The following is a 25,064-nucleotide window of genomic DNA, read 5'->3' as shown; positions in this document are numbered from 1 at the left end:
ATCGCCAGGACACGCCCATGACTTCATTCCTGACCATTGATGGCAGCCGCATCCATGACATCCCGTCGTTCTATGACGAGATCAACCGCGTCTTCATGACAGGCGTCGACTGGACGCTCGGCCACAGCCTGGATGCACTGAACGACCTGTTGTACGGCGGCTACGGCGCACTCGACGGTAGCGCCCCGGTCACGCTGGTCTGGACGGAGTTCGAGAAGAACCAGCGTGACCTCGGCATCGAGGCAACGCGCGCCTTCCTGCAGGCGAAACTCGATGTACCGGGGCGTTACGACGATGCACGCATCCAGCGCGACCTCGATGCGCTGGAGGCCGGCACGGGCCAGACGTTCTTCGACATCGTGCTGGAGATCATCGCCACGCACCCGAGCATCACCCTGGCACCGCGTTGAAACGGCGCGAGCGGACTAAGGGAACGGTCACCTGCTGGTGATGGCCCTACCCGGCCTGGAACACCGGCTCCAGCATCCGGAATGTGCCGGCATCGGCATCCATCTCCACCTGCCCGCCGACCGGCACGATGAACTGCTCCCGGATGTGCCCGATCATCGCGCCGCGGTAGGCGGGGATGCCGAGCGGCTTGATGTGGTCGTCGAAAATCTGGTCCAGCGTCAGCGAGCCGTAACCCTCGCCGGGGTCGCAGTCGGTGCATTTGCCGAAGATGAAGCCGGCGATCCGGTCCAGCGCGCCCATCAGCTTCAACGTGGTGAGCATGCGGTCGATACGGTACGGCGCCTCCTCCACGTCCTCCAGGAACAGGATCTTGCCGTCGAACTCCGGTAGATACGGCGACCCGGCCAGCGCCACCAGCACCGACAGGTTGCCGCCGACCAGTTCGCCGCGCGCCTTGCCGCCGGTGATGGTGAGCGTGCGGTGCTTGCGTGGCACCAGCTCGTCGCCGGCATCGACCACATTCTTGTAATGCATCAGCTCGCGGTCGAAGAACAGGCGCTTGAACTGGTCGACGTTGAAGGCGTTCCAACTGGCGGCGCCAATCGGCCCGTGGAAGGTGACCAGTCCGGCCTGCGCGAGGATGGCGTTATGCAGCGCGGTGATGTCCGAATAACCGAGCAACACCTTGGGATTGGCGCGGATGGTGTCGTAGTCCAGCAGCGGCAGCAGCCGCGCGGCGCCGGACCCGCCGCGGACGCAAATGATGGCCTTGACCTCGTCGTCGGCGAACATCATGTTGAGGTCGCCGGCGCGCTCGGCGTCGGTGCCCGCCAGATGACCGTACCTCGACGCATAGTGCGCGCCGGTCTTCACCTTGAAGCCCAGCGCCTGCATCACTTCCTGCGCCAGCTGCAGGCTGAGCCGCTCGTCCGTCGCCGAGGACGGGCTGACCAGCGCGACGGTGTCGCCCGGGTTCAGCGCCGCCGGCAGCAATCGCCCGCGTGGTGCCGCGATCGCACTGCCGCCGCTGCCCACCAGTGGGAGGAGCGCCGCCAGCGCCACGCTCTGGATGAAGTCTCGTCTTTGCATGCTGTCACTCGCCGATCAGGATGCGGCCAAGGTTAGCGCACCCAAGTCCGCGCGCTTTGTTCAAAGCAGCACTTCGAGCCCTTTGCGGTCGATGAGATCTGATACGGGTCGGGGTCCGCCACATTGCCTGCGCGGTCCCACGTCAGGTCCCATCCGGAGCTACTCGATCGGCATGAAGGGCGGACGCGCGCAGGTCCGGCACCACAGGAACAACTCACCACCGTCATCCAGAAGGACCGACCCGGTGCCGTACTGCCGGATCGTCCAGGTCGCCATCCGACCGTCCGTCAGCACAACCCGTCCACGAGCGAGGCACGGCGACCATGGAAGCTCGTGCATGTACTGGTCGCGGCTGACCGACTCGCTGCCCTCCAACACCCGCTTGATCCTGCCCTCGTCCAGCACGAATCCCCGACATTCATCCGGGTCCACATCGGGCCTAGCCGCACCGTTCTCAGTAACTTGGAGCGTCTCCACGATCAGACCAGACCCGGTCCGCCCGCCGGCTTGGGTACCCGGCACGGACAAGGCGCATGCCGCGATACCGAGGCTGAGTGCAACAGTCAGGCTACAACGGAGCATCCTCACCATGCCGCGGTCGCCGCCTCGGTCGGGGTTTTGTAGGACACCTTCGGATGCCGATACACCTCATCGGCCGCCACCTTGAGCGTGCGCCGGAGCTCGCCCACCAACCACCGCAGTGCAGCGTTCTGCTCGTCAGTTACCGGGACGTACAGGAACTCGTCCGCGCCCCGGACCTTGCCGAAGTCGGGGTTGCGGTTGTACTCGCCGACCAGCTCAATGCCGATGCTGTCGCGGTTCGACGGAAAACGGTCGGGGAACGCCTTGCCATACTCCATCGTGCTGCGCGTACGTAGCGTCGCGGACTGCAATCGCTTCAACTCCGCCGGTGCGCAGACGTGCCGTTCCAGGCAACGCGAGCGCAGGAGCCCGACGTGGTTGGCGCGCTTGTATAGCGATGCCGTCTGATAGATCTTCCCGTCCTTCTCGATCAGGAAGTGGGCACCAATGTTGCTGTTGCGGTAGCTGTTGAATGTCGACTGTGCGGTCGAGCCGCCGGTCTGGTGGACGACGATGCCGTTCACCACCGGCATGTCGCCGCGCTCCAGCGCCGTGAACCGGCGCGCTTCGACGAGCGCACTGCGGACCACCCCGTCTTTATCGATACGAAACATGCATCCTCCTTGATGGGCAAGGCCGCGATCCTGCGGCGGGAAACAGTTTGCCGCGCGGGAGGGATGGTGGCAAATGCGGACCATCCTTCACGCACGACGACGACCGATGCCCTTGGCTTGTACATCGATCGACCCCGCTTCACTCCCCCAGCAGGCGCGCCACGTCCGCATCCTTCTCCTGCCACAGCCCGTTCATCCATTGCTGGAACCGGACACGGAAGGCGCGGTCGTTGCGGTAGTCGCCTTCCAGCAGTTCATCGGGGATCGGGCGCTCGCGCACGTGCACGTGGATCGCGGGGACGCGGCCGGCCATCAAATCCATCATCGACGGCCGTCCGCCGGGATAGGCGATGGTGACATCGAGAATCGCGTGCAGGCCATCGCCCATCGCATCCAGCACGAACGCCACGCCGCCCGACTTGGGCTTGAGCAGGTGCCGGTACGGCGCGCCCTGCGTCGCATGCTTGGCCGGCGTGAACCGCGTGCCCTCGACGAAGTTCATGATCGCCACCGGGATCTCGCGGAATTTCTCGCAGGCACGGCGGGTGGCTTCGATATCGCGCCCGGCCAGCTCGGGACGCCGCGCGACCTGTTTGGGTGTGTGGCGACCCATGAACGGGAAGTCCAGCGCCCACCACGCCAGCCCCAGCAGCGGCACCCAGAACAGCTGCCGTTTCAGGAAGAAACGCAGCAGCGGGATGCGCCGGTTGAACACCTTCTGCAACACCAGGATGTCCACCCAGCTCTGGTGATTGGCCAGCACGAGGTAGTGGCCATCCTTCTGCAGTGCCACGTCCTGCTGCACATCGACGCGCGTGCCGAAGAAGCGGTCCCATAGCCAGTTGTTCACCCCGATCCAGCTTTCCGCCAAGCCGGTCAGCACCGGGTTGCTGGCCTTGCGCAGGCGTGCGAACGGGAGCAGCGCCTTGACCACCGCCACCAGCAGCAGCGGCGCGACGTGCAACACGGTGCTGGCCGCAAACAGCAGGGAGATCAGCGTCACGCGCAATGGGGGCATGGGGGTGCGAAAGTCTCAACGGGATGCGTATTGTCGCGGAAATCGGACCGGGCTCCCGCAGGGGCTCGACCACGAGAAGTAAAACGGGCATGTTCATGCAGGTTCATCCGGAGTCAGATTGCCACCCCATGACCAAAATCACCTTCCTCGCTGCACTGCTGTTCGCCGCCACATCCCTCGCCCACGCCACCGAGCCGGTTGCTACCGTGCGGGTCACCTTCGACCACGACGGTGTCACGTCAACCTACGTCCACGGCATCGCCGACAAGACGACCGGGCGCAAGGTCACCGCGGGCGACCCGGTGCGGATCGCTTCGATCTCCAAACTGGTGACCGCGATCGGAGTGATGCGGCTGGTCGAGGACGGCACGCTCGACCTCGACGCCGACGTGGGCGATCTGCTCGGCTGGCCGCTGCGCAACCCGGCGTTCCCGGACACACCGATCACGCTGCGCCTGCTGATGTCGCACCGCTCCAGCCTCACCGATGCGGCCGGCTACTGGCAGACGCCGCTGGGCGGGCAACTGCACGACATCCTCGACGATCCCAGCGCGTGGGACACCGCGCATGCGCCGGGCACGTATTTCCGCTACACCAATCTCAACTTCCCGCTGGTGGTGCAGGTGATGGAGCGTGCCACTGGCGAGCGCTTCGACCGCCTGATGGACCGACTGGTGCTGCAACCGCTCGGCATCGAGGGCTGTTTCAACTGGGCCACCTGCAACGACGCGGCCGCCGCGCGCGCGGTGGTGATCTACAACGGCGAGGGCGAGCCGAACAAGGACGATGATCTGAACGGTCACAAGCCCGCTTGCCCGGTGACCCCTGCGCAGGACGGCAGTTGCGACCTGGCACAGTGGCGCGCGGGCGATAACGGTGCGCTGTTCGCGCCGCAGGGCGGACTGCGGATCTCGGCCAACGGGCTGGCGCGGATCGGACGGATGCTGCTGGCCGAAGGCGAGTTGGACGGCGTGCGCCTGCTGACATCGGCCTCGGTGCAGGCACTGGCGACCCCGCAATGGCAATACACGCCCGGCGACGGCATGACCTATGAAGCCGACACTGGCGACGTCGGCGAAGGGTTCTTCTGCCGCTATGGGTTGGCGATGCAGACGCTGGCCACACCGGTGGAGGGCTGCCGCGACGACCCGTTCGGCGACGGCGTGCCGCGTGTCGGCCACTCCGGGTCGGCGTACGGATTGCAGTCGGGCCTGTGGCTCGACCGCGCGGGTGGCACCGGCGTGGTCTGGTTCGTCACCGGCATGCCGGGCGATCGGCTCGGCGGGCAGTCGGCGTTCAGTGCGGTGGAGGAAGCGTTGGCGCAAGGGATGTGAGCCCCCGCGCCTGGCGGGCCTAGAACGGGGTCAGGTCCACTTTCCCGCCGAATACGGCCAGATCGAGAAGTGAACCTGAGGTGGCCCGGCTTTTTCGGACACGTTGATTAAGCACTCAAGGCCTCGTCATCGACCACAGCCGGCACCCGATAGCCGAGCGTCTGATGAAGCCGTTTGCGGTTATAGAAGCCCTCAATGTAGCTGACGATGGCCATTCTTGCCGCATCACGCGTGGCGAAGGCAGGGTCACGTCACCAGGTTCGGATACCTTGAAGCGTACTGGGCTTTCGACAACGCCGTGTTCACTGAAGGCGCGCTTAGTGCGCGGGAAAAACAGCTGATCGCGGTGACCGTTGTTGCCAGGAGCCTGTCGGGCTTGAGTGGCCGACAGGCTCCTGGTCGTTTCAGCCGCCGCTGCTCATGGCATCACCGCCGGTCTTCTTCATTTTCATGGCATCGTGCTTCATGGCGCCCTTCTTCATCGCGCCATCTTTTTCCATCATGCCGTCGGACTTCATGGACGGATGCTTCATGGCGCCGGATTTCATGGCGTCGTGCTTCATCATGCTGTCCTTGGGCATGGCGTCGTGCGACATCGCCGAACCGGAACCGCTGGTCATCGCATCCTGCGCGAAGACCGGGCCGAAAGCGAAGGCGCCGACGGCGACGGCAGTAACCAGGGCGACAAGCGTGCGTGTGTTCATGGGTGCATCCTTGGAGGGAAAAGGGACGGAAGCGATCTGGCCGCTCCCACCCATTCCTTCGCAGGCCATGCGCCGGCGGTTACCTCGAGACAAACCACGACGCACGATGACTGCGATGCGCCACCGATCAATGCCGCGACAGCAGTCGGCCGCCCATCGCCACATTGACCATCACCACGATGGCCACGGCCAGCGCATGGGTCAGTAGATCGGTGGCGGCCGCGTCGAAGGCGTGGCAGATTCCCAGCAGGCTGGCCGAAGCGGCGGCGCTGGCCAATCCCACCATCACCGCGGTGAGCGCCGGCCGCAGCGGACAGGCGCGGCGCAGCAGCCAGACCATCAGCACCGACAACGGGATCGAGAAGCCGATGATGAACAGCAGACAGTCGACCGACTGGTGCAAGGTGGCGATGCTGGTATCCGGTGCCAGCCAGGTGCGCAGACAGCCCAGACCGCTGGCGCCGATCCACAGCAACAGGCCGGGCAACGGCAGCCAGGCCCATGCGCGCGAACGCCCGGGCACGGCCAGCACAAAGGCGGACCAGGCGGCGCAGACGGCGGTGAGCACGGCACCGGCGGCAGCCCAGGCCAGATCAGGCGCACCGGCCCAGCGCTGCAGCATCGGCTGGTCGCCATAGCGCGCCAGCAACCCCACGGCGATCACTGCCACGGCGAGCAGCCAGCCGAGCGTGCGCAGCCACGGCGGCGGCAGACGCCGTACCGGCGTCAGTTCGGCAACGAGCGTATCGATCAGGGCTTCGGGGCGGCGTGGATCGGACGACATGGTTTCTACGGTTCTCCGTGCAGGCGGCCGCGCAAGGCCTTCAGTGCGCGGTGCAGATTCACTTTCAGCGCGCCGGTGTTGCGCCCAGTGAGGATGGCTGCCTCGGCCAGCGTGTGTTCCTTCAAGCCCAGTTGCTCCACCGCTTCACGCTGGCCCGGCGGCAGCTCGGCGATGGCGTCGCGCAGGCGCCGGGCCTGTTGTTCGCGTTCGCCTTCGGCGCTGGCATCATCATGAGCGGCATACTGGTCCAGCGCGAATTCGTCGTGCACTTCGCGCCGGCCACGGCGCCCCTGGCTACGCAATGCATCGATCGCACGACGGCTGGCGATAGCGGCAAGCCAAGCGTCGAAGGAGCGGGTCGGGTCATAGGTGTGGCGCACGCGATGCACGGTCATCAGGGTTTCCTGCACCACGTCGTCGACCGCATCCACCGGGACGCCCTGCCGACGCGCCACGCTGCGGATCAGCGACAACGCACTGGCCAACACACGCTCATACGCGCGCCGATCGCCCGCCTGCGCGGCAGCCATCCACGCTGCCCGCTGGCGCTCGGCCTGCTTGCTGGGGCTGGCGGGTTCGGCTGACACGGTAAAAGGGCGATCCGATGATGAAATCAGACCGTCATCTAGTACCCGTGAACCGGTAGCGGTCAAGGGGGCATGCTCATTCCAAATCACTGCACTCATTTCAGGATTCGCCGCATCCACCGCGATGGTTACCCCCACCTGTGGATGTAACCGCCGGGCCAGAACCGGCGAATACCCCAGCGAATCCTTCATTAGGTGCCCCACGCCATGATCCTGCTGCTGCTCGCCTACCTCGGCGGCGTCCTCACCATTCTCAGCCCGTGCATCCTGCCGGTGCTGCCGTTCGTGTTCGCCCGCGCCGACCGGCCATTTGCGCGCAACGGCCTGCCGATGCTGATCGGCATGGCGCTCACCTTCGCCCTGGTAGCCTCGCTGGCGGCAGTCGGCGGTGGCTGGGCGGTGCACGCGAACCAGTACGGTCGCATCGCGGCGCTGGTGGTGCTGGCGTTCCTCGGCCTTACCCTGCTGTCCACGCGTCTGGCCGAATGGATCACGCGGCCGTTTGTGGCACTGGGCAACCGGCTGTCGCAACACGCCGACTCCAAACAGGATTCGATCTGGAGCGCGGCGGGCCTGGGCATCGCCACCGGCCTGCTGTGGGCGCCGTGCGCGGGGCCGATCCTGGGTCTGCTGCTGACCGGCGCGGCGCTGAACGGCGCCAGCGTAGGCACGACCCTGTTGCTGCTCGTCTACGCCGCCGGTGCGGCCACCTCGCTGGCGTTGGCACTGGCCGTGGGCGGGCGGGTGTTCGCCATGATGAAGCGCTCGCTGGGTGTCGGCGAATGGGTGCGTCGCGGTCTGGGTGTGCTGGTGTTATGCGGCGTGGTCGCGATTGCGCTGGGTGCGGATACCGGCCTGCTCACCCGCATCTCGCTGGCCAGCACCGGCCGCATCGAGCAGACGCTGATTGATGCGGTACGGCCCATGCCTACGGCCTCCGCGTCACCTGCGCCGAAGGCCGGCGAGCCGCTGCCGATCGAAGGCGAGTTCCCCTCGCTGGGCGGCGCCACCGGCTGGCTCAACAGCGCACCGCTGACCCCGCAATCGCTGCGCGGCAAGGTGGTGCTCGTGGATTTCTGGACCTACTCCTGCATCAACTGCCTGCGCACGCTGCCCTACGTCGAGGCCTGGTACGACAAGTACAGGGACCACGGCCTGGTCATCATCGGGGTGCATGCGCCGGAATTCGCCTTCGAGAAGGATCCAGCCAACGTGGGCGCCGCGGTGAAGCGGCTGGGCGTGAAGTATCCGGTGGCGCTGGATAACAACTACGCGATCTGGAAGGGCTTCAATAACCAATACTGGCCTGCCCACTATTTCATCGATGCGCAGGGTCGCATCCGCGCTCACCATTTCGGCGAAGGTGGCTACGCGGAAGGCGAGGACATGATTCGCCGCCTGCTCACCACTGCGGGCTTCAAGAACCTGCCGGGCGGCTACGTGAAACCGGGCGCGAAAGGCGCGGAAGCGGCGTCTTCGGGTGATGCGCAGCGCTCGCCGGAAACCTACGTGGGCTATGCACGCGCGGAGCATTTCGCCAGCGGCCAAGTAGCCCATGACGACGCATTCGACTACCACGCGCCCGCCACGCTGGCCAGCAACCAATGGGCACTCGACGGCCGCTGGACGGTGCATCCGCAGGACGCCACGCTCGAACGTGCCGGCGGCAGCATCAGCTTCCGCTTCCGTGGTCGCGACCTGCACCTGGTACTGGGCCCGACCAGGGACGGCAAGCCGGTGCGCTTCCGCGTCACGCTGGATGGCCATGCGCCGGGCGCCGACCACGGCATGGACACCGATGCCGACGGCAACGGCACGGTGACCTCGCAACGGCTGTACCAACTGGTGCGCCAGGACCACGGTACCGGCGAGCGGGTGTTCAAGATCACCTTCCTCGACCCCGGCGTGAGCGCCTATGCGTTCACCTTCGGCTGACGGTCCCATCCCATCGCGACTCTGCGCCCGCTTCCTTGTGAAGTGCGGCGTCCATACCAACAACGATCGAGGTCGAACATGAAGGTTCTAGTTTTGGGTGCAACAGGCGGGACCGGACGGCTGATCGTCCACGACGCCTTGGAGAAAGGTCATTGGGTCGTGGCGATGGTTCGCTCGAAGGCGAGCGCGCCCGATCTCTTGGGAGCAGACATCATCGAAGGCGATGTTCGGGATCAAAGCGCCCTCATGCGCGCCTTGGACGGCTGCGATGCCGTCGTCAGCTCGCTCGGGACGGGAGTTGGCTTCAGCGAGGTCAGCCTGCTGACCGAAGCGACACACGCGCTGATCCCGGCGATGAACCGCAGCGGTGTGCGTCGTCTGGTCTGCATCTCCGCCTTGGGCGTTGGGGACAGCCGCGGCCACGGCGGCTTCGTATTCGATCGGCTATTCCAGCCCTTATTGCTTCGCCATGCCTACAAAGACAAGGGTCGTCAGGAAGACGCGATTCGCGCCAGCGCACTCGATTGGGTCATCGTCCGGCCGGGCATGCTCACCAACGACCCCGCTCGCGGAAGTCTCAGGGCCACTGCCGGCCTCGCCAGCGTCCACGGCGGGAAGGTAGCGCGCGCCGATGTCGCCCGGTTCGTGGTGGAGCAACTGGCGACCAACACCTGGTTGAAGCAGACACCCGTCCTCCTGTGGTGAGGGTGTTCTCGTAGATCACCTTTTCTCGGAAATCAGCCAGCTTGTCGATCGAGGGGTCATATTGAGGTGACCCCGTTTTTGCGCGATTACGTTCCGGCCCGAACCCGGGTGTTCATCGCCTTTCTCGCAGAGCGCCTCCTCTTTAAAGGCCTGCAATGAGTCAAGACGATCTGCACTGAACGCAATACGTTCAGAAGCCACGAGCGTGGAATCAAAGGCAACACTGTCTCCACTCCCAACGCACACCGCGTTAGGTTGCTGATTAGCGTTCCTCACCACACTCTTGGAAGCCTTGATCATGAAAGCCTTAAGCATCGAGAACTATAGAAACAGCGCACAAAACCATTCAACGCTCGGGATAAAAACCATGGCAATAGGCGCCTACGGTGCTTATTTTGCACTTGCCGTCATTTATTTCTGGTTCGGCGGCATGAAGTTCACCCACTACGAAGCCGTGGGACTGGTTCCGCTGGTGAGCAATAGCCCTCTCCTGGGTTGGGTCTATGGCATCTTCAGTGTCGATACCTTCTCCAGTCTGCTCGGCGTGCTGGAGGTCTCGATCGGTGCTCTGATTGCAGGTCGCTTGCTGACACCAAAGCTTTCATTGATTGGTGGTGTGCTGTCTGCCGGATTGTTCTTCACGACCTTGAGCTTCATGTTCTCGACCCCTGGCGTGATTGAACCCAGCCTCGGTTTTCCAGCCATTTCGGTTGCGCCGGGTCAGTTTCTTCTTAAAGACATCGGGTTGCTTGCCGCTTCGATATTCGTGGCCGGTCATTCTTTGACCGAGCTGGAAAGGCGTTAAACCGATGATTGACCTAGATTTTTCATCCAGTCCCGAGGGCTGTAGCCCGTCTTGCGTCGAAATGCGCGTGCAAGTGCGGATGGACTTTCATAGCCGACTTCGGCGGCGATCAGCGTAATCGACCGTCCTTCACGCAGGAGCTTCTGCGCCAGGCTGATACGCCAACTCAACAGATAATTAGCAGGTGTCTGCCCGACAACAGCCCGAAAATTAGCGGCATAGGCTGCACGCGACATATTCGACTCGCTCGCCAGTTCCGCGATCGACCAGGCACGGTGAGGTGCGTTATGAATCTGTACAAGAGATCGCGCCAGTCGCAAGTCGGCCAATCCAGCCATCATTCCGGTACGTAACTGGTGATGGTCGAGCAGGTGCCGAAACAACAAAATGATCAACAACTCGAACAAGCAATCCAGCGCGGCCTCCCTGCCACAATGCTCACCTGCCGCCTCGCCGAACATCCATTTCAGCGTATCGGCCAACATTGGCAGCTCATCCAGAGGCAGCACCAGACAATCGGGTAACGAAGCCGACAACGGGTTATCTACCCCGCCCGTAAACTCCATTGACGCACACAATAGTTGAGCGCCCTCGGACTCACCGGCAAACAGTTGATGCCGGCCGGGGCGTGGCATAAAAATCAGGCTGGGGCGGGTCAGCAGCAAGTCCTTGTGATCGGGCCCCAGCAAAGTGACGCTACCAGCCTGCAGCAGATGGATATAACCACGCCGTTCAACGCCATCGTAGGACGTCAAGCCGCGCAGTTTGCCATTGTAAATAAGATTTGCGCGCACGCCGAACTGCGACAACAACGTGGACAAGCGATCCATGGGCAATCTCTTGGCGAAATATAGACGCTCAGATCATATAAGAACGTAAGAACGGGGTCAGGTTCACTTTCCCGCCGAACGCAGCCAGGTCGAGAAGTGAACCTGACCCCGTTTTTGAAGTAGCAGCGCGGTAGCTCGACCGCGCTATTCCAGTGGCACCAACTGGTGAGACGGGTCCGCGCACACCACCAACCCGCCCTCGCCCGATGCGGCACCGACCGCCTGCACACGCATGCCGACGACCAACCCCTCCACGTCCACCGGCGCCGCCTTGCACAAACTCCAGCGGGCCGGGAGCTGGACCTGCACAATCCCGCGCCTTTCCGACTCGACCTGCACGACGGCCGATCCGGTGAAACCGCTGGCTGGGTACATCCCAGCGAGCGCTGAAGCGCACCCCTCCACTCCACGACAGAGACCAGAGAAGCATGATGATGAAGAATATCCTTATTGTATCTGCGCACCCCGAACCAACCTCGCTCACCCGGCAGTTGGTCGATGTTACTGTCGAGACGCTTGGCGCCGCCGGACACGAGATCGTGCAATCCGAACTTTACGGCATGAAGTGGAAAGCGGTGTTCGACGCCGACGACTTTCCCGTCCGCACCAATCCCGACCGCCTGTCGTTCATCATGGAGTCGGGCCATGCCTATGCGACCGGCAACCAGACGCCGGATGTTGTTTCCGAACAGGCCAAACTTCTTGCCGCGGACGCGGTCATCCTGCAGTTCCCGCTGTGGTGGTACAGCGTGCCCGCGATCCTGAAGGGCTGGATCGAGCGCGTCTATGCCTTTGGTTTCGCTTATGGCTACGAGAACGGCACCAACGAGTTTCGCTTCGGGGACGGCATCCTGAAGGGCAAGCGCGCGCTGGTAAATGTTCAGGCCGGTGGACCTGTGGCGGACTATGGCCCGCGCGGGATCAACGCACCGATTGAGGAGCTGCTTTTTCCGCTGACCCACGGCGCGCTCTTCTATCCGGGCATGGAGGTGCTGCCCACGCACGCTGTCTACAGCGCCGGCCATGTCTCCACCGCCGAAGAGGTCGAGGCGATCAAGGCGGGCTGGCGCGCGCGACTCGCCGGGCTTTTCACCGACGCGCCAATCCCGTTCCGTGTGCAGAACGGAGGCGATTTTCCCGATCGTCACACCATGGCGGATGACGTCGCGCCGGGCCAGACCGGCATCGTCGCGCATGTCGCCGATAGGGTGGTCGAGACGGTTGACGCATTGCCGTCATAGGTCCACGGCTGCAAGTCGATGGAGGCGATAGTGCCTTCGATGCGCAGCGGCCCATCCGCCTGCTCGGCAACATCCGCAGTGGTGGCGCAGGACGCGGCGGCCAGCGCCACGGCAAGCGCAAGGGTGAACGGAAGCGCGGGTGCGATACGGGTCATGGGCAGTTCTCGCTGCGGTTGAGGTCAGCGGAGATTACGCGTTCCAGAACGGCAGAACGGGGTCAGGTTCACTTTCCCTACGTTGGTCGATGGCGATGCCCGATGCGCAACGGCGGCACGTGCCGGCTGCCGCCACGCGACTGCATCGCCATGCTCATGGACATGGCCCGCCTCCCCCGTCTCGACCTGCCCGGCATCCCGCAACACGTGGTCCAGCGCGGCAACAACCGGCTGCCTTGCTTCCTCGACGATGGTGACCGGCGCCAGTATCTGCACCTGCTGCGGGAATCGCTCGCTGCAACGCACTGCCGGCTGCATGCCTATGTCCTCATGGACAACCATGTCCACCTCCTCGTGACCCCGCAGGAGGCCGGCGACGTGGGTCGCCTCATGCAGCGACTCGGCAGGAGCTACGTCGGCCTGTTCAACGCCCGGCATGGCCGCAGCGGAACCTTGTGGGAGGGGCGGTACAAGGCCTGTCTGGTCGATAGCGAAGACTATGTCCTGCGCTGCCATCGCTACATCGAACTCAACCCCGTGCGCGCACAGCTGACCGACAACCCGGCCGCGTATCGCTGGTCCAGTTGCCCGGCCTATCTCGGCCAGCGCGCAACCTCGGAACTCTGCGAACATCCAGTCTGGCGAGACCTTGGTGACACCGCGACGCAACGCCAGAAGGCGTGGCGCCAAGTGCTGGACGAAGCACTCCCACCCGAAGAACTGGCAGAGATCCGCCTCTACCTCCAGCAGCAGCGGGCGCTGGGCCGCGACGTCTTCAAGGCGATGGTCGAAGCAAAAACCCGGCGCTTCGCCTCCGCGCGGCCGGCTCATCGCCCGCGGCAAGAACCAGACCCGAGGGGTAAGTGAACCTGACCCCGTTTTCCAGAAAACCCCCGATGACGGTGTACACGAGCACCACCCCAAGGGTCAGCGACACGCCCGCCGCGTAATCGGTCATCCAGCTGAACTCGAGCACCGCGCTGAACGCGCTTTCGGCAAGCTTGCCGCCCGCCACCAGGCCCGATGCGGTGTACACGGAAAAGAACACCACCACGATCAGCGCCGAGATGACGCGCAACGCCATTGCCCTGCTGGGGAATCGTTTGGAGAGGAATTGCGGAATGGTCAGGCTGTTGTCGTAGCGCTCGGTCTGCTCGCGCAGGCGCGGTGCGACCACGATCCAGTTCACCAGTGCACCCAAAGTCAGGCCGATACCGATCCAGGCCGATACCAGGCCGCTGACGTACAGCGCGCCGGGCAAACCCAGCAGCAGCCAGCCACTCATGCCGGAGGCTCCGGCAGACAGCGCCGCGACGGCGGGCGACAGCTTGCGTCCGCCGAGGGTGTACTCCTCGGAAGACGAGGTCGAGTTGCGGTACGCGTAGAAGCCGATGCCCAGCATCAACGCGAAGTAAAGGCCCAAACTGATCCACACACCAATCGCCATAAAACCCCACTTTCGACGGCTACGGGCTAACACCCATAACGCGGCAGTCAATCACACCGCGCGCCGCAGAAGCAAATGACACCAGTCCCGGCGCTATTCCATTGACGCCAACCGGTGAGACGGGTCCGCGCACACCACCAACCCGCCCTCACCCGATGCGGCACCGACCGCCTGCACGCGCATGCCGACGACCAACCCCTCCACGTCCACCGGCGTCGCCTTGCACAGGCTCCAGCGGGCCGGGAGCTGGACCTGCACAATCCCGCGCCTTTCCGTCTCGACCTGCACGATGGCATTGCCGTCGTAGGTCCACGGCTGCAGGTCGATGGAGGCGATGGTGCCTTCGATACGCAGCGGCCCATCCGTCTGCTCGGCAACATCGGCAGTGGTGGCGCAGGACGCGGTGGCCAGCGCCACGGCGAGCGCAAGGGTGAACGGAAGCGCGGGTGCGATACGGGTCATGGGCAGTTCTCGGTGCGGTCGAGGTAAGCGGAGATTACGCCTCAGCTGGCTTTCTCGGCGGCGAGTGCCGGGGCGGCAGGGCCTAGCAAGGGCACCCACTCGCGGATCTCGCTGGTGGCTACCACGCCCTGGGTGACGAACGGATCCCTGTCCACGATTGCCCGGAGGGCCGCTTGATCACCCACGCGGAAGATCAGTAAGCCGCCGCGCGCGTCGTCGGGACCCCAAGGTCCTGCAACGACGAGCTTGCCGGCGTCGACAAGGCCGCGCAGGTGCTCAAGGTGTGCGGGACGCGTGGCGTCCTGGAGCGCCACGTCGGGGCTGTAGGAATACATGAGGGCGAAAGTCTTGGCCATGAGGGATTCTCCTGATGGTTGTGCGGAACGCACGGGGGGTGTGGGCATGATCGCTGCCGTGTTGCACTGCAGAACGCGCGGGAACCGATCTGGCGACCGGTCCCCGTGTGGGGCCGGCGAACGGGGTCAGGTTCACTTTCCCGCCGAACGCGGCCAGATCAAGAAGTGAACCTGACCCCGTTTTAGACCCTGCTCCGTTCAATCGCGCCTGAGACGGCGCGCTGCCTCAGCCGCGGCCTGCAGGACGCGCACATACGCCACACGGGCTTTCGGGGCGTTGCCTGCAGCGCTCTCCAGCCCGTCGACAAACGCCTCCATCAGCGCCGGCGCGTTGTACTGGTCGCCCAGCGAGCCCATCGACCTGGCCACGGCATCGCGCAGATGCCAATCCACGTTGACGCCGTTCTCGGCTTCATTGGCGAGGTCGACGACGCGCAGCAGATGCGGCGTCACGAGACCGACGACGGTGGCTCTCATCCCTTCAATCCTGCTTTCGGTAGGACGGAAGACTAACCCGGCGGGCACCGCTACGTGGGCCACACAGGATCGACGAACGGGGTCAGGTTCACTTTCCCGCCGAACGCGGCCAGATCGAGCGGTGAACCTGACCCGGTTTTAAGGCGCAAGCTGAAACGGTGTCGAGTCGCGCCGCCTCCGTTCGTCGCACAGGTAACCCACCCGGAGCCCCACATGCCCGCTGCCTGCCCCCGCCTGTACGCCCACCCGCTTTCCTCCCACTGCCATTGATCCACCGTTTCACCGCCCCTTTGTTTCGGAGACGCAAGATGATCAGCAAAAACACGATTTGTCTTTGGTATGACGGCACCGCGCTCGATGCCGCAACGTTCTACGCCGAAACCTTCCCCGACAGTTCGGTGGACGCCGTCCACCACGCGCCCGGCGACTTTCCGGACGGCAAGCAGGGCGACGTCCTGACCGTCGAGTTCACTGTGATGGGCATCCCCTGCCTCGGACTGAATGGCGGCCCGGCGTTCAAGCACGACGAGGCGTTCTCGTTCCAGGTCTCCACCGACGACCAGGAAGAAACCGACCGCCTGTGGAACGCGATCGTCGGCAACGGCGGCGAGGAAAGTGCCTGCGGCTGGTGCAAGGACAAGTGGGGCCTGTCGTGGCAGATCTCGCCGCGCGTGCTGATCGAAGCGGTCACCGACCCCGATCGCGCGGCGGCCAAACGCGCATTCGACGCCATGATGACGATGCGGAAGATCGATATCGCCACGATCGAAGCGGCACGGCGGGGCTGACTATCCCGTGATGCCCGTGATCACCGCATTGCGCCAGCGCAACCGGGTCGGTGGGGCCAGACCGCGCCAGACGCGGAAAACCATGCTTCTGCGTGTCACCGTGCCAATAGTCAGGGTTGAAGGCGCGGGCAGCCGTGTAATACCGTAATAGTCACGTATATCACCGTCACCGCCCAAAACCACCCAGCGGGCAAGCCAGCCTGCCCGCTCGCAACGCCCGCGCACCGACCATGGAGCTCCTTGTGCCTGACATGAACCAACCCACCCGCGCCCTCGCACTCGCCGCCCTCGTAGCCGCCCTCATGACTGGCTGCGCCGGGATCGCCAGCAAGGAAATCGAAGCCGAACGCATTGCGCTTCACGCCGAGCCCCTGGAGCTGGATGCCGAGGGTCGCCCCGCCGCCAGCATCGCCCCATCGGGTGCAGTGACCATCGGCGATGACACCCTGGCACTGACCGATGCCCAGCGCGCCGAAACCGCCGGCTACCGCGACGCCGTACTCGACCTCGTCGACCTCACCCTCGACGACACCAAATCCCTGACCAACCGCGCGATGGTCACCGCCCTGCTCGGCGTCGTGACCGGCCTTGGCGACCAGGCCGAACGACACATCGAAAGCCAGGCCAGGGAAATCGCCCACACGCCGGAGTTCTGCGGACTGCTCGACGACGTGCGCCAACACCAGGACCGGATGGTGCGGTCGGTTGCGCAACTGCAGCCCTACGCCGACATCAGCGAGCAGGACGTCGACGACTGCGCCGCCGGACACCCATACGACCTGAGCATCTAGGAGGAACCCGACATTGCGAAAGACACTCACAACCCTGGCGCTGTCGCTTGGACTGGCCCTGACCGGCACCGCACACGCGCAAATCGACCTGTCGACGCTGGACAGGGACATGGCCGGCCAGCGGGCGCAGGTGCTGGTACTGGGCAGCGTACACCTGACCCAGATGCCGGAAGAAGACTTCAAGCCGGAATCGCTGGAACCGCTGTTGGCACGGCTGGCCGCCTTCAAGCCGGATGTCGTCACCATCGAGGCGATCTCCGGCGAAAGCTGCGACCTGATGGCGCGCCACCCGACCGTCTACGACCCGGAAGGAATATCGCGCTATTGCAACAGCCCTGATGAAGCCAAGGCCGCGACCGGCCTGGATGTACCGGCAGCCATTGCCGAAGTGAAAAAGACGTTGGCGGATTGGCCCGCGCAACCGACCCCGGCCCAGCGCCGGCATCTGGCCGCATTGTTTCTGGCGGCCAACGACCGGGCCTCGGCATTGACCCAATGGCTGCAGCTGCCGGAGGCCGAACGACGCGCCGGGGATGGACTGGACGAAGCGCTGGTGGCGCGACTGGACAAGGTCATGGCATACAACAGCGAGAGCTACCAGATCGGGGCGCGACTGGCCGCCCGGCTCGGGTTGGAGCGCGTGTTCGCCACCGACGATCACACGGGCGACAGCTACGAGGCGCCTGACGGGGATCTGGAAGCGTTCGGCACGGCGATACAGCAGGCATGGGACGCCGCCGCGGCGCAGATGCGGCCGATTGACACGCACATCGAGGAGCTCAAGAAGCGCGGCGACATGCTGGCGTTGTACCGCTTCATCAACCGCCCCGACAACCTGCAAGTCCATGCCGACAGCGACTTCGGCGCCGCGATGCGCGAGACCTCGCCACAGCACTACGGCCAGCTCTACGTTGCCGGCTGGGAGACCCGCAACCTGCGCATGGTGGCCAACATCCGCGCCGCGTTCATAGAGCACCCGGGCGCCCGCGTGGTGTCGATCGTCGGCGCCTCGCACAAGCCGTGGTTCGACAACCTGCTGGGGCAGATGCAGGGCGTGGATATAGTCGATGCGCAGAAACTGCTGCAGGCTCCAGCCAACTGACAGCAAGCGTTCCGTTTTTGCCGTCGATCCCGTCTGTCGCCGCGCGTCGCCAGCCTGGAGCAGTCGCTCGATGCACTGAAGGCCAGCATCCGCCATGACAATGCCAGGCGGCTGCTCGGCCTCGACGAGGGCTGACCCGCGCGTACAGCCGCCGGCTACTCGGCGAACGCCGGAAACGCCGGCAACTTCGAGACGTCGCGGGGGTCGTGCTGGATGATCACCGTCGCATCCAGGTTCTTGGCGATCTTCCGGAAGCGATCCAGCGACGCGAGCGAATCGGCCCGGTCGGCGTTCCAGCGCGGCACGCCATCGTTGTCGTAGTTCTCGTGGAAGTGGGTCACGTCGCCGGTGAGCAGCACGTAGCCGGTCTTCTCGAGCTTGACCAGCAGCGCGTGGTGACCCGGCGTGTGCCCGGGCAGACTGATCATGACCACCGAGCCATCGCCGAAGACGTCCTCGCGATCGCGCAGCAGGGGCTTCACCTTGCCGCCACCGGAGATCCATGGCACCAGCGGCGCGCGACGCGTCTCGAACTCCTTCGCTTCCATGCCGGGCGGGGGCTGGCCGGCGCTCATCAGTTGCCAGTCGCCCCGGCCCATCAGCAGCGTCGCATCGGGAAACGACGCCAGCTGGCCGGTATGGTCGGTGTGGTGGTGGCTGATGCCGACGAACTCGATCGCATCGACCGGCACGTCGATGCGCGCCAGCAGGTCCACCAGGGGCACCTTCGGGGCCTCGGGTGCACCATCCATGGGGTTACCCGTGTCCCAGAGCAGGTACCGGTCGCCGTGTCGGACCAGGTAACAGCTGTAGGTCAGCTGCAGCTTGAAATCCGGATACGCGTAGGTGTCGGAGAACGAGGCTACGCTGACCGGTTTGGGCTCGTTGCCGCAGTCCAGCCGCGCCAGGCCGACCTCGGCGGCCTGCGCCGACAAGCCGGGCGCCAGCGAAACTGCAACTGCTGCCAACAGCGTCCGCGCGAGTGCTATTGCAATGGGCATGATCTCCTCCTGTTGTTCATGGCGCACTCCGGCCCCTGCTTTCATGGAACCTTGTGCACAGACATACTGCAAGCTCAGATGCTAGACCTGATCGAAGCGGTCACTGACCCCGACCGCGCGGCGGCCAAGCGCGCATTTGACGCCATGATGACGATGCGCAAGATCGATATCGCCACGATTGAGGCGGCACGGCGAGGCTGACCTTGCCCCCCGTGATCACCGCCTTCGAAAGCCCGCCGGACCGCGGCCGCGGCCTGGTTTGAGTAGGAGGAATGTCATGAAAGTATCAGCAACTCCGAGAATCGTTAGCCGTGATGAGTGGGAACAGGCTCGCGCTGAACTACTGGTCCGTGAGAAGGCGCACACTCGCGCCGGCGATGAACTGGCCGCCGCTCGGAGGCGTCTCCCGATGATGCGGATGGAACCGGTCATGGTCGTGGGTCCGGACGGCCCGGTCCATCTGCACGATGTGTTCGAAGGCCGCCGCATGTTGATCGTCTATCACTTCATGTGGAACCCGGGCGCACCTCACCAAGGACAGTGTGAAGGCTGCACGCACAGTCAGACGGCAATGAACTCGGCCGTCCGCTCCTATCTGGCCGAACGCGACGTGAGCTACGCCGTATTCAGCAGTGGCCCGTGGGCCGAGATCGCTGCCTACCGGGATTTCATGGGTTGGACGACGCCGTGGTACTCGACAGCCGACTCCGGAGATGTGCTGGCGACCCGAAACGGGGGTGACCTCCGCTGCTACGTTCGGGACGGCGAAGGGGTGTTCCAAACGTACGAAACGAAGTGGCGGGGGATTGAGGCGATGCTGCCCACTCTCCAACTGCTTGACCTCACTGCCTACGGTCGACAGGAGACGTGGGAGGACTCGCCTGTCGGCTGGCCGCAGCAGGACGAGGCTGGGTCGTGGTGGCGGCGTGACGGCCGGCCAGTTGCTCAGTGGACGCGCACCAGCGCACAGGCCGGGCCCTAACGGGGTAGGCCCTCCGCCTACGCGACTAGACCTGCCCGGCATACCGCAGCTCCCCGCTGTCAATCACACGGACTTTCGGCGTCAAGGCCGAGCGCATCGACTGCGACGCGGTAGATATCGCGAAGACCGTTCCCCGGACTGGCGAGACGGCGCGTCAGCGTTGCCATGTCGTAGCGCCGGTTTCCCTGGCGGAAGGTGCTGCGATTGCTGGTGAAGTAGAGGTACTTCCCACTGGGATCGATCCGCGGCCCGAAATCCCAGCCGGCCGAGTTGGTGGCGGCCCCCAGCGCCCGCGGGCGGGACCACGTACGCGCGCAGCGATAGGTTACGTAGAGGTCGTACCCGCCGGCGCCGGGTTGCCGCCCTTTCGCGGCGAATACGAGGTAGCGCCCGTCGGGATCGACGTAGGCTTCGATCTCCTGGTCCGCGGTATTGATCACCGGGCCAAGGTTCTGCGGTTGCAGGAACCGCTCGCCATCCCAGCGGGCGCGCCACAGGTCGCTCTTGCCGTGGCCACCTTCCCGCTCCGAGCCGAAGTACAGCCAACCATCACGGGTCATGGTGGGAAACCACTCGTTACCGGGGCTGCTCAATTCCGACACGTGGCGGGGCGGGCCCCAGCCGTCTGGAGTACGCCGCATCGCCCAGATTTCGGTGTCGGGACGCGCACGCGTTCCCTTGATGGGCCGGTTGGAGATAAACAGCATCCGGCTGCCGTCGAAATCGATGAATACATCCGCGTCGCTGTAGCGGCCACTGAACGACGCGACCTCCGGCGGCTGCCACCGGCCGTCGCGTTGATGGCTGACCAGCGTGGTCCAGTGGGCGAAGTCGGGCGAGCTGCGCAGGAAGTACGCGGTGCGACCGTCCGCGTCGAAGGTAATGTGGGCGTCGTCGTACTGGGTGGAGAACAGGCCAGAGCCGAACAACTCCCCGTGCGGGGGTGAAGCCAATGCAAGGGCAAGTGCAAGACCGACAAGCATCATGGTGATGCCTCATTGCGGGAAAACCACAAGCTAGCGGGACGGTGGCCGCGGGACTTGCAAAAACGTGCGCATCGCACGGCGCCGCGACGGCGCCAGCCGTTCCCGCGCCGCGGCCGGGGCAAGGCCGAGTTCGCGGCCGAAGGCGGCGTCCATGTGGCTGTGGCTGGCGAATCCGACATCCAGCGCCAACCGGGTCAGGTCCTCGCAGCCCTCGTCCAGTCGATCCAGCACGGCCGCCACCCGCAAGCGCCGCCGGTACCCGCGCATCGTCTGGCCGGTGTACGCCCGGAAACTGCGCATCAAGTGGAAGGGCGAAAGCCCGACGGTCCGGGCGACGACGTCGACACCGACATTGCGGTCCAGGCAGTCGCCAAGCAGCATTCGTGCATCGTCGAGCTGGCGCTGGAAGCGACGCCGTGCTGACGCGTTCCGCACCGGGACGACCGGCAACGGACGCAGGAGCCCGATCAGCTCCAGCGTCAGTTCCTCGCTGCTCATCCGGTCGCCTCCCGGGCACGCGAGCTCCCGCCACAGCGCGAGGTGGGCGAACTGGCTCCGCGGATCCACCGCGAATTCCACCCGTCGCCCCTCAAGCGCGTCCCGGCCGAATACCTCCTCGTCCAGTCCGGGGGCACACGCGATGATGGTGCACCGGTCGCCGCCTTCGACGGGGTGCGAAATGCGATAGGCGTGGCGCGCGCAATGGAACAACGCGGTGGTCGGGTCGGCGTGGTGGCGGCGGTTGCCAGAGTGGTAGGCGAAGGCGCCGCGCCGCACCAGTGCGATGTGCGCGCCCTCATCGCCCCGCTCGGCCCCGCAGCCGCCGCGCGGGGCCGCACAGCGGATATCACGGACCGTGACCGTATCCGTCGCGAACAGCTGCGTGTCGTGGGCCATGACCGGCATTGTGGCATCCGGCATGCGCACACCGGGAGCCCTACAACGTCTTGAGGTACTCGACCAGGTCCTCGCGTTCGTCCGCGGTCAAGCCAAGCGCCAGCGTCTCGTCGTAATGCTCGACCACCTCGACGAGCGTGGCCGCGCTGCCGTCGTGGAAATACGGTGGGTGCTGCCAGAGGCCGCGCAGCGGCGTGGTGCGGTAGGCCTTGTTGGCGGTGCGCGCGGCGTACGCGCCGTCCATGCCGGTCTCCTCCGGCGCGTGCAATAGGCCGGAGATGTTGTCGGTGCGGGTCTTGGCGACGTGGCAGCCCATGCAGTTGCGCGCGAACACCGGGAAGCCGCGCCGCGCGGCAACGCGGTCATAGCTGCCCACCGGCGGCAGCGGTGCCTCAAGGCTGAGCTGGTACGCGCGCAGCGCCGGCAGTTTCGGGGTGACGAGGTCGGGCGTCTGGCGCACGTCGATGCCCAGGCGCGGATCGGAGAAGTTGCCCTGCCCGCCCATCTGGGTCACCGCGACGTAGGCGTTCCAGTACGACACCGTGCCGTCGCCGGTGAAGGTCTCGTTGCGGATGTGGCGCAGCCCGTAGGCCGGCGGCAGCACGATCGGCGTGTTGAGGCCGTCGATGTTGAAGCGGGGGTCGTACTTGCCCGGCCCCCAGCTCATGTACACCGCCCTGTCCTCCGGCGACACCGCCGGCGACAGCGCGATGATGAAGCCCGGGTCGAGGTCGACGTTGGCCCAGCCGTCCATGCGGCGGCCGATGCCGGGCCCGACCGAATCGTCGACGCTGGAATGGCACAGCGCGCAGGTGATGCCGAGCCGGGTGATGCGGCCATCGGCGTCGACGTCGGCCTTGATGCCGAGCACCGCGTCGAGGCTCAACAGCGCCGCAGTGGTGGCCGGATCGCTCAGGTCAGCGGTTTCGAGGATGCCCGGCGGCAGCGCCTCCGAATCGACCTTGAGCCCAACCGCGAGCGCAGTGATTGGATCGATCGTCGCGACCACCTCGTGCATACGCAGGCGGTCGGTCCAGAGCTGCTCGTCGCCGAAGGTGTCGTAGCGGAAGATCTGCTGGCCTTCGGCAATGAGCGCCGGCGTCAGCGCCGGGTTCGCGGGGTGCTCGGCGGCCTGCGCCTGGCCCTCCGATGACAGGCCGCAACCGGCGCTCGCCGCGGCCGCGAGGGTGATGAGCAATCCAGGCAGGGCCGGGTGGATAACGACATTCGACATGACGCCTCTCCGATGGTCGCGAGGGCCGGAACGGCAGTGCGGAACGTCACTGCCCCCGCGTCGCGAGGTGGGGGCTTTGAACGTTACCGGGCGTGTGTCGAAATGCGAGTGGGGTATGTGTAAAGGGCGCCATTCTGTTCGGCCTGCGCGACACGCCCATCATCGCCGGACCGAGCGCTCCACGACGATGCGCTCAGCCAGCCATTCGTTGTTGCCGATCCGCCGCGCCTCGATCCGCACCAAATCCCCGCGCTCAAGGTCCTCGGGGCGGTAGCGGCGACCCTGGTACTCGACCGTGGTGCGGCTGTCGTAACGCAGTCGCGTCGCGTTGCTGTAGCCGCCGCCGTCCAGCCCGATCAATCGCGCCCGCGGGTCGACAAAGGCAACCGGACCGCGCAGGTCCTGGCCGTAGCCGCCGCCATACCCGCCATCGCGGACATTGCGCACGACCTCGATCGAGCGCGCCAGGAGTTCGCGCCCCGACGAGGCGACATCGACCCGGATGACGTCGCCCCGCTCCAGCCCCCCCACCGGGTGCTCGCGCCCCTGGTAGAACAGGCGGGTGCGCTGGTCGTAGCGGACCTCTGTGCGCTCTGAGCGCCGGGTGCGCGGGTCGTCGACGACCAGCACGATGCGGCCGTAGCGTGTGTCGACGCCCTCCACGGTGCCCTGCAGCTGGCTGCCGTACTGCCCGGAGTAGCCCGGGTCGGGCTGTCCGTATCCACCCGGGTAGCTGTCGTAACCGCCGGGGCTCACGCAACCGGCGAGGAGCAGGACGCTGATGGACAGCACGATGGCGATGCCACGGATCACGTGGTTCATGGTGTGCTCCCGGGGAACAGAAACCCGACCGTAAGCGGGGCCGCCTGAACGCGGCCAGATCGCGAAGTTAAACTCACCCGTTTTTGGCGAAGTCAACCTGACCCCGTTTTTGCCATCACCCACGCCGTCAACGGATTCGCCGGATCCGCCAGCAACTTGACCGTCAACGCCAACGCCATCACCACCAGCAGCGGCCGGATCACCTTGCCGCCGACGCGCAGCGCCAGGCGCGCGCCGACCTGCCCGCCAGCGACGCTCGACACCGCCATCAGCAAGCCGATCGCCCACAGCACGTGGCCACCGATCGTCAGCGTGATCAACGCCGCGATGTTGCTGGACAGGTTGAGGAACTTGGTATGCGCGGTGGCGGAGACCAGCCCCATGCCGAACAGCGCGACCAACGCGGTGGCCAGGAACGACCCCGCACCCGGGCCGAAGAAGCCATCGTAAAAACCGATCGCCGTGGCGAGCCCGACCAGCGCGCCGGTGCCGAACCGACTGTGGCGGTCCTCTTCCGAAGCCTTCGGCGCAACGGTGAAGTAGATCACCATCAGGATCAGCAGCACCGGGATCAGCCCGGCCAGAAACGCGGGGTCGATGCGCTGTAGCGTCCACGCGCCCAGCGTCGAGCCGACAAATGCACCGATCGCCGGCTTGGCGAAGCGCTTGAAGTCGATCCGCCCCTTGCGCGCGAATGCATGCACCGCGCTCGCGGTGCCGAAGGTGCTCTGCAGCTTGTTGGTGGCGATCGCCTGGATCGGCGGCACGCCGGCCGCCATCAGCGCCGGGATGGTCAGCAACCCGCCGCCGCCCGCGATCGCGTCGATGACGCCTGCGATGAAGGCAACGCCCATCAGCAGGGCGATGGCCTCGATTCCAAATTCCATGGGGGATCCACTCTGGTGAGCCGACCCCTTTACGCCGA

The 25,064-nt window shown here is 65.3% G+C and carries 30 protein-coding genes and 2 pseudogenes; 12 read left to right on the top strand and 20 right to left on the bottom strand.

Annotated elements, in window-relative coordinates:
• The first annotated feature begins 17 nt into the window (after positions 1 to 17).
• Positions 18 to 410, top strand: a complete 393-nt coding sequence (locus ACW7G1_RS07550) for a barstar family protein (RefSeq protein ID WP_456979146.1) — start codon at positions 18 to 20, stop codon at positions 408 to 410.
• Between the two features lie 46 nt (positions 411 to 456).
• Here the strand turns inward: ACW7G1_RS07550 and ACW7G1_RS07545 are convergent, their stop codons facing one another.
• The 4 genes from ACW7G1_RS07545 to ACW7G1_RS07530 all read right to left on the bottom strand — a co-directional run bounded on the left by ACW7G1_RS07545 (position 457) and on the right by ACW7G1_RS07530 (position 3,714).
• Positions 457 to 1,500: a S66 peptidase family protein gene (locus ACW7G1_RS07545; RefSeq protein WP_456979145.1), complete on the bottom strand. Its 1,044-nt coding sequence runs from the start codon at positions 1,498 to 1,500 to the stop codon at positions 457 to 459.
• 159 nt (positions 1,501 to 1,659) lie between these two features.
• Positions 1,660 to 1,977: a hypothetical protein gene (locus ACW7G1_RS07540; protein WP_456979144.1), complete on the bottom strand. Its 318-nt coding sequence runs from the start codon at positions 1,975 to 1,977 to the stop codon at positions 1,660 to 1,662.
• Positions 1,978 to 2,084: 107 nt separating this feature from the next.
• Positions 2,085 to 2,696 carry a peptidoglycan recognition protein family protein gene (locus tag ACW7G1_RS07535; RefSeq protein ID WP_456979143.1) on the bottom strand — a complete coding sequence of 204 codons (612 nt, stop codon included), beginning with the start codon at positions 2,694 to 2,696 and terminating at the stop codon, positions 2,085 to 2,087.
• Positions 2,697 to 2,835: 139 nt separating this feature from the next.
• A complete protein-coding gene (locus ACW7G1_RS07530; protein ID WP_456979142.1) occupies positions 2,836 to 3,714 on the bottom strand; it encodes an acyltransferase in 879 nt (292 codons plus the stop codon).
• Between the two features lie 128 nt (positions 3,715 to 3,842).
• Between ACW7G1_RS07530 and ACW7G1_RS07525 the strand changes: the two genes are divergently transcribed.
• Positions 3,843 to 5,048, top strand: a complete 1,206-nt coding sequence (locus ACW7G1_RS07525; protein WP_456979141.1) for a serine hydrolase domain-containing protein — start codon at positions 3,843 to 3,845, stop codon at positions 5,046 to 5,048.
• A gap of 107 nt (positions 5,049 to 5,155) precedes the next feature.
• On the opposite strand, the pseudogene ACW7G1_RS07520 reads toward ACW7G1_RS07525, so the two are convergent.
• The 4 genes and pseudogenes from ACW7G1_RS07520 to ACW7G1_RS07505 form a co-directional block, all read right to left on the bottom strand.
• A pseudogene (locus tag ACW7G1_RS07520) lies at positions 5,156 to 5,287 on the bottom strand (IS3-like element ISBce13 family transposase); the annotation flags it as partial.
• Positions 5,288 to 5,452: 165 nt separating this feature from the next.
• Positions 5,453 to 5,752 (bottom strand): pentapeptide MXKDX repeat protein, encoded by a 300-nt coding sequence (locus ACW7G1_RS07515; RefSeq protein ID WP_456979140.1) that lies wholly within the window; start codon positions 5,750 to 5,752, stop codon positions 5,453 to 5,455.
• A gap of 127 nt (positions 5,753 to 5,879) precedes the next feature.
• A complete protein-coding gene (locus ACW7G1_RS07510) occupies positions 5,880 to 6,536 on the bottom strand; it encodes an NrsF family protein (RefSeq protein WP_456979139.1) in 657 nt (218 codons plus the stop codon).
• A gap of 5 nt (positions 6,537 to 6,541) precedes the next feature.
• Positions 6,542 to 7,066, bottom strand: coding sequence for an RNA polymerase sigma factor (locus ACW7G1_RS07505; protein WP_456979867.1), 525 nt, complete (start codon positions 7,064 to 7,066; stop codon positions 6,542 to 6,544).
• Positions 7,067 to 7,330: 264 nt separating this feature from the next.
• Between ACW7G1_RS07505 and ACW7G1_RS07500 the strand changes: the two genes are divergently transcribed.
• The 3 genes from ACW7G1_RS07500 (at position 7,331) to ACW7G1_RS07490 (ending at position 10,568) form a co-directional block, all read left to right on the top strand.
• Complete coding sequence (locus tag ACW7G1_RS07500) at positions 7,331 to 9,058, top strand: cytochrome c biogenesis protein DipZ (protein WP_456979138.1); 1,728 nt, start codon at positions 7,331 to 7,333, stop codon at positions 9,056 to 9,058.
• Between the two features lie 78 nt (positions 9,059 to 9,136).
• Positions 9,137 to 9,763 (top strand): NAD(P)-dependent oxidoreductase, encoded by a 627-nt coding sequence (locus ACW7G1_RS07495; RefSeq protein ID WP_456979137.1) that lies wholly within the window; start codon positions 9,137 to 9,139, stop codon positions 9,761 to 9,763.
• Positions 9,764 to 10,061: 298 nt separating this feature from the next.
• Entirely contained in the window at positions 10,062 to 10,568 is a 507-nt protein-coding gene (locus tag ACW7G1_RS07490) for a YkgB family protein (protein WP_456979136.1), read from the top strand.
• Here the strand turns inward: ACW7G1_RS07490 and ACW7G1_RS07485 are convergent.
• Entirely contained in the window at positions 10,565 to 11,398 is an 834-nt protein-coding gene (locus tag ACW7G1_RS07485) for an AraC family transcriptional regulator (protein WP_456979135.1), read from the bottom strand. The two genes, ACW7G1_RS07490 and ACW7G1_RS07485, sit on opposite strands and share 4 nt — an antisense overlap.
• 144 nt (positions 11,399 to 11,542) lie before the next feature.
• On the bottom strand, positions 11,543 to 11,773 hold the full coding sequence (locus ACW7G1_RS07480) for a hypothetical protein (RefSeq protein WP_456979134.1): 231 nt from the start codon (positions 11,771 to 11,773) through the stop codon (positions 11,543 to 11,545).
• Positions 11,774 to 11,829: 56 nt separating this feature from the next.
• Between ACW7G1_RS07480 and ACW7G1_RS07475 the strand changes: the two genes are divergently transcribed.
• On the top strand, positions 11,830 to 12,639 hold the full coding sequence (locus tag ACW7G1_RS07475; protein WP_456979133.1) for an NAD(P)H-dependent oxidoreductase: 810 nt from the start codon (positions 11,830 to 11,832) through the stop codon (positions 12,637 to 12,639).
• 257 nt (positions 12,640 to 12,896) lie between these two features.
• The gene (locus ACW7G1_RS07470) at positions 12,897 to 13,661 is read left to right on the top strand and encodes a transposase (RefSeq protein WP_456979132.1); all 765 of its coding nucleotides are present in this window, start codon (positions 12,897 to 12,899) and stop codon (positions 13,659 to 13,661) included.
• Here ACW7G1_RS07470 and ACW7G1_RS07465 read toward each other — a convergent pair.
• The 4 genes from ACW7G1_RS07465 to ACW7G1_RS07450 all read right to left on the bottom strand — a co-directional run bounded on the left by ACW7G1_RS07465 (position 13,570) and on the right by ACW7G1_RS07450 (position 15,536).
• Complete coding sequence (locus tag ACW7G1_RS07465) at positions 13,570 to 14,196, bottom strand: sodium:solute symporter family transporter (protein ID WP_456979131.1); 627 nt, start codon at positions 14,194 to 14,196, stop codon at positions 13,570 to 13,572. The genes ACW7G1_RS07470 and ACW7G1_RS07465 overlap by 92 nt on opposite strands.
• Before the next feature lie 138 nt (positions 14,197 to 14,334).
• Positions 14,335 to 14,703, bottom strand: coding sequence for a hypothetical protein (locus ACW7G1_RS07460; RefSeq protein ID WP_456979130.1), 369 nt, complete (start codon positions 14,701 to 14,703; stop codon positions 14,335 to 14,337).
• A gap of 41 nt (positions 14,704 to 14,744) precedes the next feature.
• On the bottom strand, positions 14,745 to 15,059 hold the full coding sequence (locus ACW7G1_RS07455) for a YciI family protein (RefSeq protein ID WP_456979129.1): 315 nt from the start codon (positions 15,057 to 15,059) through the stop codon (positions 14,745 to 14,747).
• A gap of 198 nt (positions 15,060 to 15,257) precedes the next feature.
• Complete coding sequence (locus ACW7G1_RS07450; RefSeq protein ID WP_456979128.1) at positions 15,258 to 15,536, bottom strand: hypothetical protein; 279 nt, start codon at positions 15,534 to 15,536, stop codon at positions 15,258 to 15,260.
• A 308-nt stretch (positions 15,537 to 15,844) separates the two neighbouring features.
• On the opposite strand from ACW7G1_RS07450, the gene ACW7G1_RS07445 reads away from it, so the two are divergent.
• The 3 genes from ACW7G1_RS07445 to ACW7G1_RS07435 all read left to right on the top strand — a co-directional run bounded on the left by ACW7G1_RS07445 (position 15,845) and on the right by ACW7G1_RS07435 (position 18,217).
• On the top strand, positions 15,845 to 16,324 hold the full coding sequence (locus tag ACW7G1_RS07445; RefSeq protein ID WP_456979866.1) for a VOC family protein: 480 nt from the start codon (positions 15,845 to 15,847) through the stop codon (positions 16,322 to 16,324).
• Positions 16,325 to 16,575: 251 nt separating this feature from the next.
• Positions 16,576 to 17,115 carry a hypothetical protein gene (locus tag ACW7G1_RS07440; RefSeq protein ID WP_456979127.1) on the top strand — a complete coding sequence of 180 codons (540 nt, stop codon included), beginning with the start codon at positions 16,576 to 16,578 and terminating at the stop codon, positions 17,113 to 17,115.
• A gap of 13 nt (positions 17,116 to 17,128) precedes the next feature.
• A complete protein-coding gene (locus ACW7G1_RS07435; protein ID WP_456979126.1) occupies positions 17,129 to 18,217 on the top strand; it encodes a DUF5694 domain-containing protein in 1,089 nt (362 codons plus the stop codon).
• Between the two features lie 155 nt (positions 18,218 to 18,372).
• Here ACW7G1_RS07435 and ACW7G1_RS07430 read toward each other — a convergent pair whose 3' ends face one another.
• Positions 18,373 to 19,218 (bottom strand): N-acyl homoserine lactonase family protein, encoded by an 846-nt coding sequence (locus tag ACW7G1_RS07430; protein WP_456979125.1) that lies wholly within the window; start codon positions 19,216 to 19,218, stop codon positions 18,373 to 18,375.
• Between the two features lie 87 nt (positions 19,219 to 19,305).
• Between ACW7G1_RS07430 and ACW7G1_RS07425 the strand changes: the two are divergent.
• Positions 19,306 to 19,419: pseudogene (locus ACW7G1_RS07425) on the top strand (VOC family protein); the annotation flags it as partial.
• A gap of 76 nt (positions 19,420 to 19,495) precedes the next feature.
• On the top strand, positions 19,496 to 20,200 hold the full coding sequence (locus tag ACW7G1_RS07420) for a DUF899 family protein (protein ID WP_456979124.1): 705 nt from the start codon (positions 19,496 to 19,498) through the stop codon (positions 20,198 to 20,200).
• A gap of 59 nt (positions 20,201 to 20,259) precedes the next feature.
• Here the strand turns inward: ACW7G1_RS07420 and ACW7G1_RS07415 are convergent, their stop codons facing one another.
• The 5 genes from ACW7G1_RS07415 to ACW7G1_RS07395 form a co-directional block, all read right to left on the bottom strand.
• A complete protein-coding gene (locus ACW7G1_RS07415) occupies positions 20,260 to 21,186 on the bottom strand; it encodes a TolB family protein (protein ID WP_456979123.1) in 927 nt (308 codons plus the stop codon).
• 30 nt (positions 21,187 to 21,216) lie between these two features.
• Positions 21,217 to 22,083: a helix-turn-helix domain-containing protein gene (locus ACW7G1_RS07410; protein ID WP_456979122.1), complete on the bottom strand. Its 867-nt coding sequence runs from the start codon at positions 22,081 to 22,083 to the stop codon at positions 21,217 to 21,219.
• A gap of 40 nt (positions 22,084 to 22,123) precedes the next feature.
• Complete coding sequence (locus ACW7G1_RS07405) at positions 22,124 to 23,317, bottom strand: c-type cytochrome (RefSeq protein ID WP_456979121.1); 1,194 nt, start codon at positions 23,315 to 23,317, stop codon at positions 22,124 to 22,126.
• A gap of 159 nt (positions 23,318 to 23,476) precedes the next feature.
• Positions 23,477 to 24,139 carry a DUF5666 domain-containing protein gene (locus ACW7G1_RS07400; protein ID WP_456979120.1) on the bottom strand — a complete coding sequence of 221 codons (663 nt, stop codon included), beginning with the start codon at positions 24,137 to 24,139 and terminating at the stop codon, positions 23,477 to 23,479.
• A gap of 92 nt (positions 24,140 to 24,231) precedes the next feature.
• Positions 24,232 to 25,026: a TSUP family transporter gene (locus tag ACW7G1_RS07395; RefSeq protein ID WP_456979119.1), complete on the bottom strand. Its 795-nt coding sequence runs from the start codon at positions 25,024 to 25,026 to the stop codon at positions 24,232 to 24,234.
• Positions 25,027 to 25,064: the final 38 nt, after the last annotated feature.

The sequence above is a fragment of the Lysobacter sp. A378 genome (assembly GCF_054052125.1).
This window is presented reverse-complemented; position numbering and strand designations above follow the sequence as displayed.

Bases quoted from the DNA above. Each gene is read 5' to 3' on its own strand.
- ACW7G1_RS07550 (WP_456979146.1), top strand. From the start codon at position 18: ATGACTTCATTCCTGACCATTGATGGCAGCCGCATCCATGACATCCCG.
- ACW7G1_RS07545 (WP_456979145.1), bottom strand. From the start codon at position 1,500: ATGCAAAGACGAGACTTCATCCAGAGCGTGGCGCTGGCGGCGCTCCTC.
- ACW7G1_RS07535 (WP_456979143.1), bottom strand. From the start codon at position 2,696: ATGTTTCGTATCGATAAAGACGGGGTGGTCCGCAGTGCGCTCGTCGAA.
- ACW7G1_RS07530 (WP_456979142.1), bottom strand. From the start codon at position 3,714: ATGCCCCCATTGCGCGTGACGCTGATCTCCCTGCTGTTTGCGGCCAGC.
- ACW7G1_RS07525 (WP_456979141.1), top strand. From the start codon at position 3,843: ATGACCAAAATCACCTTCCTCGCTGCACTGCTGTTCGCCGCCACATCC.
- ACW7G1_RS07515 (WP_456979140.1), bottom strand. From the start codon at position 5,752: ATGAACACACGCACGCTTGTCGCCCTGGTTACTGCCGTCGCCGTCGGC.
- ACW7G1_RS07510 (WP_456979139.1), bottom strand. From the start codon at position 6,536: ATGTCGTCCGATCCACGCCGCCCCGAAGCCCTGATCGATACGCTCGTT.
- ACW7G1_RS07505 (WP_456979867.1), bottom strand. From the start codon at position 7,066: ATGGCTGCCGCGCAGGCGGGCGATCGGCGCGCGTATGAGCGTGTGTTG.
- ACW7G1_RS07500 (WP_456979138.1), top strand. From the start codon at position 7,331: ATGATCCTGCTGCTGCTCGCCTACCTCGGCGGCGTCCTCACCATTCTC.
- ACW7G1_RS07495 (WP_456979137.1), top strand. From the start codon at position 9,137: ATGAAGGTTCTAGTTTTGGGTGCAACAGGCGGGACCGGACGGCTGATC.
- ACW7G1_RS07490 (WP_456979136.1), top strand. From the start codon at position 10,062: ATGAAAGCCTTAAGCATCGAGAACTATAGAAACAGCGCACAAAACCAT.
- ACW7G1_RS07485 (WP_456979135.1), bottom strand. From the start codon at position 11,398: ATGGATCGCTTGTCCACGTTGTTGTCGCAGTTCGGCGTGCGCGCAAAT.
- ACW7G1_RS07480 (WP_456979134.1), bottom strand. From the start codon at position 11,773: ATGTACCCAGCCAGCGGTTTCACCGGATCGGCCGTCGTGCAGGTCGAG.
- ACW7G1_RS07475 (WP_456979133.1), top strand. From the start codon at position 11,830: ATGATGAAGAATATCCTTATTGTATCTGCGCACCCCGAACCAACCTCG.
- ACW7G1_RS07470 (WP_456979132.1), top strand. From the start codon at position 12,897: ATGCGCAACGGCGGCACGTGCCGGCTGCCGCCACGCGACTGCATCGCC.
- ACW7G1_RS07465 (WP_456979131.1), bottom strand. From the start codon at position 14,196: ATGCTGGGCATCGGCTTCTACGCGTACCGCAACTCGACCTCGTCTTCC.
- ACW7G1_RS07460 (WP_456979130.1), bottom strand. From the start codon at position 14,703: ATGACCCGTATCGCACCCGCGCTTCCGTTCACCCTTGCGCTCGCCGTG.
- ACW7G1_RS07455 (WP_456979129.1), bottom strand. From the start codon at position 15,059: ATGGCCAAGACTTTCGCCCTCATGTATTCCTACAGCCCCGACGTGGCG.
- ACW7G1_RS07450 (WP_456979128.1), bottom strand. From the start codon at position 15,536: ATGAGAGCCACCGTCGTCGGTCTCGTGACGCCGCATCTGCTGCGCGTC.
- ACW7G1_RS07445 (WP_456979866.1), top strand. From the start codon at position 15,845: ATGATCAGCAAAAACACGATTTGTCTTTGGTATGACGGCACCGCGCTC.
- ACW7G1_RS07440 (WP_456979127.1), top strand. From the start codon at position 16,576: ATGAACCAACCCACCCGCGCCCTCGCACTCGCCGCCCTCGTAGCCGCC.
- ACW7G1_RS07430 (WP_456979125.1), bottom strand. From the start codon at position 19,218: ATGCCCATTGCAATAGCACTCGCGCGGACGCTGTTGGCAGCAGTTGCA.
- ACW7G1_RS07420 (WP_456979124.1), top strand. From the start codon at position 19,496: ATGAAAGTATCAGCAACTCCGAGAATCGTTAGCCGTGATGAGTGGGAA.
- ACW7G1_RS07415 (WP_456979123.1), bottom strand. From the start codon at position 21,186: ATGATGCTTGTCGGTCTTGCACTTGCCCTTGCATTGGCTTCACCCCCG.
- ACW7G1_RS07410 (WP_456979122.1), bottom strand. From the start codon at position 22,083: ATGGCCCACGACACGCAGCTGTTCGCGACGGATACGGTCACGGTCCGT.
- ACW7G1_RS07405 (WP_456979121.1), bottom strand. From the start codon at position 23,317: ATGTCGAATGTCGTTATCCACCCGGCCCTGCCTGGATTGCTCATCACC.
- ACW7G1_RS07400 (WP_456979120.1), bottom strand. From the start codon at position 24,139: ATGAACCACGTGATCCGTGGCATCGCCATCGTGCTGTCCATCAGCGTC.
- ACW7G1_RS07395 (WP_456979119.1), bottom strand. From the start codon at position 25,026: ATGGAATTTGGAATCGAGGCCATCGCCCTGCTGATGGGCGTTGCCTTC.